Raw genomic sequence first — 12,223 nt, 5'->3', positions numbered from 1 at the left:
AATATAAATAATTAACCAAAATAGTTAATTCGGCTATTTTTTGAAGTCAACTAGTTTGGCCCGTTTATTTCGGGCCTGTTGGCGGGCAAGCTCAAAGTATTTTGGTGATACCCAGAGCAGCCCAAACTCAGCCGAACCGTCGCGGCCAATGGTTTTGTGGTGGGTTTTGTGGGCCATGTTGAGCGCCCGGAGGTAGGTGTTCTGCGATTTTTTCCAGAACCGCAGGCGGCCGTGAATCAGCACATCGTGCACAAAAAAATACACCGTACCATAGGCCGCAATGCCCACTCCGACCCAGAACCACCAGCGCCCACCGTTATCACCGATGATGAATAGAACCGCCGAGATGGCTCCATAAATCAAGAAGAATAAATCGTTGCGCTCCACCGGCTGCGGGTGCCGCACGTGGTGCGAGCGGTGCAAAAACCACAGCGGCCCGTGCTGCACGAATTTGTGCATGAACCAGGCCCAAAACTCCATGAAGCCGAAAGTGGCAAGGACAATACCAAAAGCGGGTAGTGCAGTCATGCGGAAGTAACCGGGGCGGGAAAAGGTTGTTTAGAATGGGCGCTGAAACGCCGTTTCGTTCCCGAAAATTCCAGGAGCGAAACGGCGTTTCATCTTTATTGAGCTGCGAAGAAATGGACTTCTCTATTACCAGCCAATCTTCTGCTTGCTTAGAAACGCGGCAATGCCTTTGCGGCAATCCTCCGAGCCGCGGGCTTCGGCGTTGCGCTGAGCGGCATAGCGCAGGCCCTCTTCAAGGGCAAGCTCGGGCAGGCGGGCCAGCATTTCTTTGGTCAATTCCATGCTCTGGCCGGAGTTTTCGCGGCATAGGCGCTGGGCGTAGGTGCGCACGTTTTCGGCCAGTTCTTCTTTCGACGCCAGGAAGGTGACAAGGCCCATATCGAGCGCGGTTTGGGCAGAAACAACGTCGCCGGTAAGCAGCAATTGCTTGGTGCGGGCTTCGCCAATTTTGCGCAGCAGAAATACGCTCACGATGGCCGGCAGAAACCCGATTTTGACTTCGGTGTAGCCAAATTTGGCCTCGGGCACGGCAAAGGTGAGGTCGCAGATAGCGGCCAGGCCGCAGCCGCCAGCCAGTGCGTGGCCTTGCACCTGCCCGATAACCACCTTTTTGAGAGTGTAAATCTGGTGAAAGAGCTGCATGAGGTGCGTGCTGTCTTCCAGGTTGTCGGTGTAGCCAAAACCTTGCAGGTCCTGGATATAGGCCAAATCGGCGCCGGCGCAGAATACATCGCCGGCCGCCCGCAGCACGATGACCTTGGCAGCATCATCGTTTTCGGCAAACTCGAAGGCTTGCTTTAGCTCCGTTACCACGTCGGCATTCAGGGCGTTGCGCTTGTCGGGGCGGTTGAGGGTGATGTAGCCGATGCGGTCCTGGGCTTCATACTGAATGTAGCGGAGGGCTTCGAGTTCGGGGGTGAGCAAGTTTTCCATGAGAGGCGGGTGAGGCGCGGACGGATTGGTATAGCCAGGATGCCCCGGAGGGTGAAAAGGTGGCATTCTCTGTGGCAATTAACGTAAAAAATGCCTGGATGGACTTCCAAACTCGACCAACTATTGGCTGTGCCGGCCGAAACCAGTTGGCTACCGGGCCGTTGGATGCTTTGGCCCTGCTCGCAACAATCTGGTCGGCGGTGGCCGGGGTGGCCTTGGGCGCGGGCGCGGTCAGGGCCGGGCAGCCAGCGGCGGCGGGCACCGAAAAGCCCCCTGCGCCGTGACATCCCAAGTGCGGAAGCCGTGGGCGCGTAGCAGCGAATCTTGCCGGGCCACGTACCAGATTTTGCACGACGAATCGAACACCACCCGCACCTGTGGGCCAAAAACGGCCGCTATGGTTTCGGGCTTGATGCGAGCATTGCGGCGCAGCACCAGCACATCAATAGGAGCAGGCTGGATGGCCGGGGAAATACGATTGGCCACGAAACCGATGCGCAGGCCACGCCAGCGGGCCAGCACCACGGGGCCGGGCTTGAAATAAAGACGGGGATTTGCGCTGTCGCGGTCGGCGAGGCGCTGCACGGGCACGGTGCTGCCGCGCCAGCCCACGCGGTAAGCCGTGCGCTGCGCCGCCCGCCGGATGATGCCCGGCAGGAGACGGTAGGTGCGTTCGGTTTCCGTTAGCGGCAGCGAATCGGGCGTGACGAACTCGGCCGCCGCGCCCTGCCAGAACCCCACCGCCGAACGGCGCGGAATACTGTACACAATGAACTCCTCCGTCGGAGCCACGGCGCGAGCCTCGGCCACGCGGCTGCCGGCGTAGAACAGCAGCACCATTGCCATGCCGCGCAGCCAGCCCAGGTGCCGGGTATTGAGCCAGGCCAGAAAAGCGCCGATGAGGCCAAAGAGCAATACCGTTTGCAGTGCCGAAACGTGGATATCGCGAATAACCCAGTCTGCCATCAGGCGGCTAATAAGGAAGATGTATTCGTTGAAAGCCCACACCATCCACTCAAAAAGCCAGGCTACAAAGCGCGGCAGCAAATCGAGCCACCACGCAGCCCCGGCCGGGAGCAGCGCGCCAATGCCGGCCGCTATTCCTTTCAGTCCCAGCAGCGCCAGCCCCACGTACACGGCCCCGCTCGAAATGGGCACGGCCACCAAATTGGAAAATAAAAAGCTGAGCGGAAATTGATGGAAATAATACAGACCCAACCCGAAAGTGGCCACCTGCGCCGCCAGCGACAGGGCCACGGCCTGCCACACTTTATCCAGAAACCAGCCGCTGCCCCGCCAGGCCCACTGCACGGGCTTGGCCTGCCAGGGCCGCCGCCGGGCGTAAAAAAAGGCTTCCACATCGACCCAGCGCGCGATGCGCGGCTGCACGTACACGATGCTGAGCACCGCCAGAAACGAGAGCTGAAAGCCCACGTCGGCCACTAAAAACGGGTTCCAGACCAGTAGGCCAAAGGCGGCCACGCCCAGGGTGTTGAAAATAGAATCCTGCCGCCCCAGGGCCCGACCAATGATAATGACGGTGAACATGACCGTGGCCCGCAGTACCGACGCCGACAGACCCGTGAGAAACGCGTAGCTCCAAATCACGGCCAGCCCCACCAGCGCCGACCACAGCTGAAAACCCTTCGCCCGCCCAAAAAGCACCCGTAGCAGCCACGACATGGCCGCGAACAGCAGCCCCACCTGCAAGCCGCTCACGGCCATGATGTGCGTGGTGCCGGTGGCCGTGTAGGCCTGCTTGGTGGCCAAATCCACGTCGTCCTTTATGCCCAGCACCAGCGCCGACGCAATGGCATATTCCCGCTTGGTGGTGATGTAATGCCGAAAGACGCCGTCGAGCTGCGCGGCCGCCTGCATACTCAGGGCCACGAAGTAGTTTGGCGGCTCCAGCCGTAGTACTCGGTATTGGTCGGGGTGAATGTACTGCTGATGATATACCTGCCGGTATTCCAGGTAGCGGGCATAATCGAACTCGCCGGGGTTCAGCGGGAGCTTGCTGACGTCGGGCCGCCCCCGAATGAGCCAGACCTCGCCGTAGCGCGGCTGCGCGATGCCCGCCACCCGCGGCAACGACACCCGCACTCCGCCAGTGGCCGCCAGCCAGCGCCCGGCCACGCGCACGGCCTGCACCCGCAGGGTGGTCGCGTACGTGGCGGCCCGCACCACGGTAGCCTCATCCACCACGGCCTGGTAGCATTCCACCTTGTCGGCAAAGCGGTAGAGGTGGTCGGCGCGGCGGCTTTGGGTGGCCCGCTGGGTGAGAGTGGCCCCGAGCGCTACCATGGTGAGCAGCGACAACACCCCGGCCGCGTCCGTGAGGGCGGGCTGGCGCTGGCGCACGCTCCAAAAAATGGCGGCCATGCTCAAACCAGCCAGGCCCACGGTAGCCGGCCACAGCTCCGGCCAAGCCACGCCGAAATACAGGTAGGCTACGATGCCGATAATCAGCGCCGGGGTGTAGCGCACGAAGGGGAAGGTGGCCCAGGTAATCATAAAGCGGCAGCAGACAGGAAGGGTATCGGGCTGGCAATGTAGCGGTTTGCAGAGATACTGCCAATGTAGAAGCGTGGTACGCCGGACGGCCCTAGTATCTTGGGGTTTCGAAACCTTCCCGCCCCATGTTCTCCTTTCTACGCCGCCTCAAACTCAGCTACGCCGCTTATAACGTATTTCAGCGTCGCCGCTTGGCCCACAACCTGCCTATTTACCAGAAGCTGGGGCTGAACAAGCGGTACTACTCCCCCATCAGTAGCCGCGATTTTGCCCACCTGCCGGCGGGCGCCGGGTTGCCGGTAGTGGCACCGCTGGCCGCGCGGCTGGCGGCCGTGCCAGTTTTTCAGGCGCTACCGGCCGCCAGCCAAGCCAGCCTGCTGGCATTTGAGGAGAATGGCTTTGCCATTCTGCCCGACTTCTTGCGCGTTGAAGCCGTCGAGGGAATCAATAAGGAGTTAGCCGACCTCATTGACGCCCGGCAAATCAGCCTGCGCTACCGCAACAAGTTCATGTTTGCCTTCCGCAAGTCGGCCCGCATTCGGGCGGCGGGCGAGGGCCCTTTGCGGGAGTTGGTGGCCGCCTTGCTGGGCCACGAAACCAAGCTTTTTCAGAGCATCAACTTCCTGACCGGCAGCCAACAGCGCACCCATTCCGACAGCATCCACATGAGTACGTTCCCGCTGGGCGGCATGGCCGCGGCTTGGGTGGCGCTGGAAGATATTACGCCCGGCAACGGCCCGCTACACTACTATCCCGGCAGCCACAAGCTACCCTACTACCTCAACGCCGACTACCAGAACGAGGGCACCAACTGGCTTATCGGCAGCAAGGAATACACGGAATACGAAGCTAACATCGCCCGCAAAATTGCTGAGGCCCGCATCGAAAAACAAGTTTTTCTGGCCTGCAAAGGCGACGTATTTGTGTGGCATGCCAACCTCATGCACGGTGGCGAGCCTCACCTCGACCCGGCCCAGACCCGCAAAAGCATGGTGTTTCACTACTTCAGCCAGGCCCATATTTGCTACCACGAAATCACCCAGCGGCCGGCGCTGCTGGAGGAGTAGCTGCGGGTATTAGCGCGAAGCCCCAACCCAGCCTCGCAGCTTACATAATGGCCCCGGCCAGTCGCCCAAAAAACGGCATCCGGTAGCGCGATGCGAATACTACTATCTGGCTTCGGAGCTGCTCCACCTCAGACGCGGTGGCTCCACCCACGGCGGCAACGTGCAACTCAACCAGCCTCATGTGTACCTGATAATAATCGAGCAGCCAGCCGTGTGTTTCCAAATGAAAAAGCAAGCTGCTGTTCGGATAACTAACCGGAGCATGGCCGGTACGAAGCAGCGCCACGGTGTGGAACCCCCGCAGCAGCTCATTATAAACGTTGTGGTCCAATTTGGACAGTTCCGGGAATTCTGCTTCGGTGAATTCGAGCCATTCGAGCAAATCCGAAAACTGGCTGGTTAGAAACAGTGCCTCGGCCACGAAGAAATGAAACCCGGCCGGAAATAAGTTGTAGAAAGCCGGCAGAGACGGCACGGGCGAAACCGCTCGGGGCACGGCAACGGCTTCCCGCCGCAGGCGGGCCAGCAGGGCGGCCGGCAACGGAGCCGCTGGGGCATCGTGCCAGGCCGCCACAATTTCGGCGAATGCCCGCCGGCCACGCGGAAAGGCATGGACGGCCGCCGGCACCGGCAGAGCCAACAGTTGCCGCAAACGATTTCGCCAGGCGGGCGCGTCCCCGGCCAAAAACTCGCCCAAAAACAGGGTGCCGTGCCCGAACAGCTGGGCCTCGTCGGTGGCTTTGTGGCGGAGGTATTCGGTCACTACTTCGCCATAAGCTCCGGTGAGGTGGGCCAGGTCGACGAACGATTCCACGAAAAACTCCTGCCCGGCCGGGTGGGCTGCCAGGCGCAGGGCCAATGGAGCGGCCGGCCCGTCGGGGGCCAACGGCCGCGTCACACGCCCCAGAAAGTACCCCAGCAACAGGCGTTCCGGATAGGCCAGCCGCTCCATGGCCAGTAGCTCGGGAATATCGGTGGGGCAGGCAACCACCGTTTCGGCAGTTATCAGGCCCGCCACGGCCTGGCCGAACGCCTCAAAAGTGGCATGGCCAGCGTAGCGGGCCAGGGTATCGAGGGTGTGAAGGTGGTAGCCCCCGTCTTTCTCAACCAGCCCGAAAAAGCGGCGCAGGGTGCTGGGGCTCAAGCGGCGGCCACCGGTGACGGCGGTTTTCAGCAGCTCGGCTTCGAGGGCATCGCAGTGGCTGGGGTAGCGCAAGGGCTGGCCGAAGCGGGTAGCCACGGCCTCGCGCAGGGCCGTGTGGAGGGGTGCAGTTAGGACGGGCATGAAGGCAGAATGGGGTTGGGCCATCAAATAAAAGAAACTTTTGGCCTTTGCGCGGTGGCCGGGCAGACCGGCACCTTTGCCCCGTTATTTTTCACTCAGCCCCAACCCCATGAAATGCCCCTACTGGGGTAAGGGTAACGCCCGCCGCGAGCGGCGTGAATCGTCCGGCGGCCCCTTTTTCAGCCCAAGTTGGGCCATTCCTTTCAAGCTACCATGGCGGCCCGTGCGCTTGGTGTGGTAGCTGGTGAGGATTCCATTTTAAGCCATTAGCACGATGACCTACTTCCGCTCTTTCCTCGCTTTGACAGTATTCTGGGCTTCGCTGGGAGCGGCCAGCGCCTCCGCGGCGAACAGCCATTCTGGCCACGCTATAAACAGGCCGATTATCATCAAAAAACCCTCATGCTATCAACATGAGGGTTTTTTGATTTAAAAGGTTGATTGAAAACCCAGACAATGTTTTCCTTTTTATGCTATCCCAGCACCATTTTGTAATGCTGAATATTAGCTTCCTCAAACATCTCCCCTTCCTTACGGAATCCGTGGCGCTCGTAGAACGGCACGGCTCGAATCTGGGCGTTTAGGTACACGTCGGCATCGGGCAATTCGGCCCGCACATCGACCAACACAGCGTGCAGCAGCGCGGCCCCAACTTCCTGGTTGCGGAAATTGGCCAGCACGGCGAAGCGCTCCAGCTTCACCCCATTTTCAGTTTCGCGCCAGCGGGCGGCTCCGGCGGGGGTGCTATCGCCAAGGCGGGCCAGGTAGTGGCGAGCGTCGCGGCGGTCGTGCTCGTCGTGCTCTTTGGTTGCGGGCACGCCTTGCTCCTGTTGGAAAACTTTTTCGCGGATAGTAAAAGCAGCGTCGAGGTCACGCAGGTCAGTGACGCGGTGGGCGGTGGCAGACATAGGTCGGGGCTAAGGCTGGGCAAAAAGTTGTCATCCTGAGCGCAACGAAGGACCTTACTGCGTTCGAACGGCTTGTTCTGACTTGATAAGGTCCTTCGCTGCGCTCAGGATGACAATCGATTAATAGATGACAACGATTGAATAATTACAGAGGCTGCTCGTGGTTTACCGGCAACTCCATTTCGGGGTTGGGCAGGCCGGTTTCCTGTTGCTCGCGCAGGCGGCGCTCATGCCGCTCATCACGGCGCGGGACGCCATTGGCCTGGGCCTGGCGCGACATTTCTTCGTTATCGAACTGGTCGTAGGCTTCCACGATTTCCTTCACTAAGCGGTGGCGCACCACGTCTTCGGAAGTCATCTCGACGTAGCCAATGCCCTGCACGTTCTTCAGGATGTCCATGGCCTGCATCAGGCCCGATTTCTGACGCGTGGGTAAGTCAATCTGGCTGCGGTCACCGTTCACCATCACCTTGGCGGTGGGACCCATGCGGGTCAGAAACATCTTAATCTGGCTCGGCGTGGTGTTCTGGGCTTCGTCGAGCAGCACGAAGGCGTTGTTCAGCGTCCGGCCGCGCATGTAAGCCAGCGGGGCTATTTCGATGATTTTATTTTCCTGGTAAAACTTCAGCTTCTCGGCCGGAATCATGTCTTCCAAGGCGTCGTAAATCGGGCGCAGGTAAGGGTCCACCTTGTCCTTCATGTCGCCGGGCAGGAAACCCAGGCTTTCGCCGGCCTCTACCACGGGGCGCGAGATGATGATTTTTTTGACTTCCTTATTTTTGAGGGCGCGCACGGCCAGCGCCACCGAGATATACGTTTTGCCGGTACCCGCCGGTCCCAGAGCAAAAGTCAGGTCGTGAGCCATCACGGTGTCCACCAATTTCTGCTGGTTGGGGGTCTTGGCTTTGATAACGCCGCCCTTGGCCCCGAACAGAATAACGTCGGGCGAGGCGGCCAGCACCCGGCCTTCAGCCTCCTCAGAAGTCGCAGAAAGGTACTGGTTCACGGTTTTCTCGGTAATCTGACCGTATTGGTGGTAGTGCTCAATAAGCGAGGAAAGCAGGTCGTTGATGCGGGCGATGACTTCCGTCTGGCCCTGGATTTTGATTTCGTTGCCGCGGCTAATGATTTTAGACCCCGGAAAAGCGGCGGCCAGCTGGCGGATATTCTGATTGTCAGGGCCGAGGAAATCGACCAAAGACATGTTTTCGAGGGTGATGATTTTTTCGACCAAGTTGGAAGAGAGGGGGAAAGATAAAGAGAGACAACAAACGGCCCGTTTTCATCACAAACCGGCTACTTTTGCTTCGGTTCGAGCGACGGAACAATACTACGAAAAACTACGGAACGCAGGCATGGGATTGATTACGCTGCTGACAGATTTTGGCTACCGCGACCACTACGTTGCGGCGTTGAAAGCGCGGCTGCTGCACCTGGCCCCGGCAATTCCGGTGGTCGACATCAGCCACGGCATCGAACCCTTCAACATTCCGCATGCCGTTCACGTTCTCAGAGCCGTATTTCAGGATTTTCCGGCGGGCACAGTCCACGTCATCGGCGTCAACGACCACGGCGCGGGCCCCGAGCCGGGCTGGCTGGCGGCTTTGTTCGAGGGCCATTATTTTCTGACCGGCGACAACGGCATTCTCGCCCTGCTGGCCAACGGCATGCCCGAGCAACTGGTGGCGCTGCCGGCCGCCAGCTCGGCCTCCCCCACCCGCGATGTGCTGCTGCCAGCCGCCGTAGCCCTGGCCCAGGGCGAGCCGCTCACCAGCCTCGGCCCGGTGGTGAACACCATGCACCAGCTCAACAACCGGCAGCTGCGCCTGCAGGACCACCGCATCACCGGGCACGTCGCCTACGTGGACCACTACGGCAACCTGATTACCAATATTTCGCGCACCGCAATAGAAGCCGTGGGCCACGGCCGGCCCTTGGCCGTGCACTTTGGCCGCGACGTGGTGCGTGAGCTGCATCCGCACTTTTCGGCCGTGCCGCCCGGTGAGGCGGTAGTCGTTTTCAACAGCCAGGACTGCCTGTGCCTGGGTATTTGCCAAGGCAATGCCTCGGAACTGTTGGGCCTGCACTTCGACTCGCAGGTGGACGTGCGGTTTCCAACGGAGTAGCATACTACCAGTCGCTCAGCACAAAAAAAGAACGTCATGCCGAGCGCAGTCGAAGCATCTCGCGTGCAGCAGTACCTCAATCGTGAGGACAATGCCAGCGAGATGCTTCGACTCCGCTCAGCATGACGTTCTGAGTTATCGAAGCCGCCTGTTTCGACTTATTTCAGCGCGCCTTTCAAGTCGCTCATGACCACCCCTTGCGCTTCTTTAGCCTGGGGCACAACGGCCGCCATGCCGAAGAATTCGTGCGTGGCACCTCCGTAAAGCTTGTAGTTCACTTTTACGCCGGCGGCGGTTAGCTTATCAGCCAGCGTTTTGCCTTCGCTGGTCAGCGGGTCGTATTCAGCCCCGATGACGGTGGTGGCGGGCAAGCCTTTCAGGTTGGCAGCCACAAGGTTAATGCGCGGGTCTTTGCCATCGGCCGGGGTGCGCAGGTAATTTTTGAAGAACCAGGCCATCGCGCCCTTATTCAACGGTGCGCTTTCGGTATTAGCCAGGTACGACGGGGTGTTCATGTCGTAGCCGGCAATCGGGTAAATCAGCACCTGGTATTTGGGCATCGCCACTTTCTTGTCGCGGGCCATCATGCTCACACTGCAAGCCAGGTTACCACCCGCGCTTTCACCTACTACAGCTACCTTGTTGGGGTCGCCTTTCATGCTGGCAGCATTCTTAAGCACGTACTGATACGCTGCGAAAGCGTCGTCATGGGCCGTCGGAAACTTGCTCTCCGGACCTTTGCGGTACTCCACCGACACCACCATTGAGCCGGTTTGCTCGCACAGCGCCTGGGCCGAAGCGGCGTAGGTGTCGTTGGTGGCAATAACCCAGCCGCCGCCGTGGTAATATACAATCACCGGATATGGTGCAGTGCCGCCCTTCGGCGTGTAGAAACGGGCCTTCACGCCGGGCATGAGGGCTTTGGTCACGGTGTCGCAGTTCAGGGGCGGCGTGGGAATGTTGCTGGCGCGCATTTGCTTCATAGCAGCGTCGGCGGGGCTGGGCTGCTTGCGGGCCTGAGCGGCGGTGAGTTCAGGCAGGGGCTTATTTTTAAAGCTCATAAGCTGTTCTATCACGGCCTGCATCTCGGGCTTGAGATTGGGACCCCAGGCGGGCTTGGCCCCGGTGGGCTTGGCCATCCCCATTCCACCTCCGGTAGCGTCGGCAACCACGGCGGCGCTGTCGGAAGCGGCATTGATATCTTCCGAAACCACCGTGGCGGTTTTATTGGCTTCGGTAGCGGTGGGCTGGCTGTTGCAGCTGCTGAGGAACAGGCTGCCTGCCAGGGCCGGAGCGGCGAGCCATGCCGCCGCGGTGACGCGAGAAACTAATTGTTTCATGAAAAAATGGGCTAAGGTGGAGATTGAAGAGAGCGTTTGGCTGACATTTACGACCAGCATGGGCGATAGTTGGTGTTATTATAATTATTTGTAGTACTACTTTCATCCAAAAAATAGATAACCCATTCATTTCAATGCTTATTCGCATCGTACGCATGACCTTTGAGCCGGGACAGGTGCCTGCGTTTCTTGCGCTTTTTCGCGAAAGCAAGGACCGGATTCGTGAGCAGCCCGGCTGTCGGCACTTGGAGCTTTGGCAGGATGCGGCCAACCCGGCCATCTACTGCACGCACAGCCATTGGGACGATGCCGGGGCCTTGGATACCTACCGCCAATCCGCATTATTCGGCGAAGTATGGCCGGCTACCAAGCGGCTGTTTGCGGCTCCACCGGTGGCCTTCTCATCACTGATTGCCGCTGATTAACCGTGATTGCACTGATTGCACTTGTCCATTTTTTTCCAACATCTCCGCCTTTCAAAGCTTCTACTTCTAAATCCTCTGTTTTCTCACCATTCTGTTTTTCTGATTTCCCTTTGCCGAGTCTGGCCAGCGAAATCAGCGAAATCACGGTTAATCAGCAAAATCAGTGATTGATTATTTTGCCTTCTACGGCTTGGCCGAATCCTTTTTGCCCGATGAGGCGGCCCTCAAGCGCCTCTACTACGCCAAGAGCCGCGAAACCCATCCCGATTTTCACGCCACGTCTTCGCCCGAGAACCAGGCCGACATGCTGCGCCAGGCTACCCTCAATACCGACGCTTACCGTACCCTCGCCGACCCGGACCAGCGCATGGCTTACCTGCTGCGCCAGCACGGCCTGCTGGAAGAAGGCAAGCAGGAACAGCTCCCGTCCGATTTCCTGATGGATATGATGGACCTCAACGAGCAGCTCATGGACCTGGAAAGCGCGCCCGATGCCACCGCCCAAGCCCAAATAGCCACCGAAGCCCAAGCTTTGGCCGACACGCTGGATGCCGGCATTCATCCCGTACTCGCTGGGTATGAGCAATTACCCGGCGACCACCGCCCCGCCGCCCTGCAGCAAATCCGCACCTACTACCTAAAAAAGCGGTATCTGTTGCGCATTCAGCAGCAAGTGGCTACCTTTGCAACCCGCTCCTGATACCGGCAGAGCGGAATTGTTCTAACAAGCTCATCCTGCCCGGATGGCGGAACCGGTAGACGCGTTGGTCTCAAACACCAATATCGCAAGATGTGCCGGTTCGACTCCGGCTCCGGGTACATTTACTAGCTACGGGAACCCCCGAATAGTCGCCTACTACGTAGTATGGGCACTTTTCGGGGGTTCTTGCGTTTGATGCACTACCCTTTGTAAACCGACATACTACTAAGTTTACGCCCCCAGTCACGCCCCTACTTGCCCCCAATCTTTTCTCATCGTGACCATTCAATTTGAGCGGCGGGCTGACCGCCCCGACGCAGCCGGACGGGACACTGACGGAGCCGATGCCCTAGGCCGAAACTGACGTTGGGAGGAAGTGACAATGCATGACGGCTTG

Annotated in this window: 11 protein-coding genes and 1 tRNA gene; 5 read left to right on the top strand and 7 right to left on the bottom strand. The window is 59.4% G+C overall.

From position 1 onward, the window contains the following. Positions 1-33: 33 nt before the first annotated feature. The 3 genes from IEW17_RS04795 to IEW17_RS04785 all read right to left on the bottom strand — a co-directional run bounded on the left by IEW17_RS04795 (position 34) and on the right by IEW17_RS04785 (position 3,975). On the bottom strand, positions 34-528 hold the full coding sequence (locus tag IEW17_RS04795; RefSeq protein WP_188560886.1) for a sterol desaturase family protein: 495 nt from the start codon (positions 526-528) through the stop codon (positions 34-36). 126 nt (positions 529-654) lie between these two features. After that, positions 655-1,461 carry an enoyl-CoA hydratase/isomerase family protein gene (locus IEW17_RS04790; RefSeq protein ID WP_188560885.1) on the bottom strand — a complete coding sequence of 269 codons (807 nt, stop codon included), beginning with the start codon at positions 1,459-1,461 and terminating at the stop codon, positions 655-657. 231 nt (positions 1,462-1,692) lie between these two features. Continuing rightward, a complete protein-coding gene (locus IEW17_RS04785; protein WP_188560884.1) occupies positions 1,693-3,975 on the bottom strand; it encodes a ComEC/Rec2 family competence protein in 2,283 nt (760 codons plus the stop codon). A 125-nt stretch (positions 3,976-4,100) separates the two neighbouring features. Here IEW17_RS04785 and IEW17_RS04780 point away from each other — a divergent pair, with 125 nt between their 5' ends. Continuing rightward, positions 4,101-5,042, top strand: a complete 942-nt coding sequence (locus tag IEW17_RS04780) for a phytanoyl-CoA dioxygenase family protein (protein ID WP_188560883.1) — start codon at positions 4,101-4,103, stop codon at positions 5,040-5,042. A 40-nt stretch (positions 5,043-5,082) separates the two neighbouring features. On the opposite strand, the gene IEW17_RS04775 is transcribed toward IEW17_RS04780, so the two are convergent. The 3 genes from IEW17_RS04775 to IEW17_RS04765 all read right to left on the bottom strand — a co-directional run bounded on the left by IEW17_RS04775 (position 5,083) and on the right by IEW17_RS04765 (position 8,469). Then, positions 5,083-6,327 carry a hypothetical protein gene (locus tag IEW17_RS04775; RefSeq protein WP_188560882.1) on the bottom strand — a complete coding sequence of 415 codons (1,245 nt, stop codon included), beginning with the start codon at positions 6,325-6,327 and terminating at the stop codon, positions 5,083-5,085. 473 nt (positions 6,328-6,800) lie between these two features. Continuing rightward, positions 6,801-7,235, bottom strand: a complete 435-nt coding sequence (locus IEW17_RS04770) for a GNAT family N-acetyltransferase (protein WP_188560881.1) — start codon at positions 7,233-7,235, stop codon at positions 6,801-6,803. 145 nt (positions 7,236-7,380) lie between these two features. Next, positions 7,381-8,469, bottom strand: coding sequence for a PhoH family protein (locus tag IEW17_RS04765; RefSeq protein ID WP_188560880.1), 1,089 nt, complete (start codon positions 8,467-8,469; stop codon positions 7,381-7,383). A 121-nt stretch (positions 8,470-8,590) separates the two neighbouring features. Here IEW17_RS04765 and IEW17_RS04760 point away from each other — a divergent pair, with 121 nt between their 5' ends. Further along, positions 8,591-9,361, top strand: a complete 771-nt coding sequence (locus tag IEW17_RS04760; protein ID WP_188560879.1) for an SAM hydrolase/SAM-dependent halogenase family protein — start codon at positions 8,591-8,593, stop codon at positions 9,359-9,361. A gap of 158 nt (positions 9,362-9,519) precedes the next feature. On the opposite strand, the gene IEW17_RS04755 is transcribed toward IEW17_RS04760, so the two are convergent. Next, on the bottom strand, positions 9,520-10,701 hold the full coding sequence (locus tag IEW17_RS04755) for an alpha/beta hydrolase (protein ID WP_188560878.1): 1,182 nt from the start codon (positions 10,699-10,701) through the stop codon (positions 9,520-9,522). A 134-nt stretch (positions 10,702-10,835) separates the two neighbouring features. On the opposite strand from IEW17_RS04755, the gene IEW17_RS04750 reads away from it, so the two are divergent. From IEW17_RS04750 to IEW17_RS04740, 3 genes are all read left to right on the top strand, one after another. Continuing rightward, positions 10,836-11,126: a putative quinol monooxygenase gene (locus IEW17_RS04750; RefSeq protein WP_188560877.1), complete on the top strand. Its 291-nt coding sequence runs from the start codon at positions 10,836-10,838 to the stop codon at positions 11,124-11,126. Between the two features lie 163 nt (positions 11,127-11,289). Continuing rightward, positions 11,290-11,826 carry an iron-sulfur cluster co-chaperone HscB C-terminal domain-containing protein gene (locus IEW17_RS04745; RefSeq protein ID WP_229748817.1) on the top strand — a complete coding sequence of 179 codons (537 nt, stop codon included), beginning with the start codon at positions 11,290-11,292 and terminating at the stop codon, positions 11,824-11,826. A 37-nt stretch (positions 11,827-11,863) separates the two neighbouring features. After that, a tRNA-Leu gene (locus IEW17_RS04740) sits at positions 11,864-11,945 on the top strand. Positions 11,946-12,223: the final 278 nt, after the last annotated feature.

Source organism: Hymenobacter frigidus (genome assembly GCF_014640435.1).
Classification (GTDB): Bacteria; Bacteroidota; Bacteroidia; order Cytophagales; family Hymenobacteraceae; genus Hymenobacter; species Hymenobacter frigidus.
The sequence above is the reverse complement of the archived record's forward strand: the minus strand, read 5'-3'. Positions and strand labels throughout refer to the sequence as shown.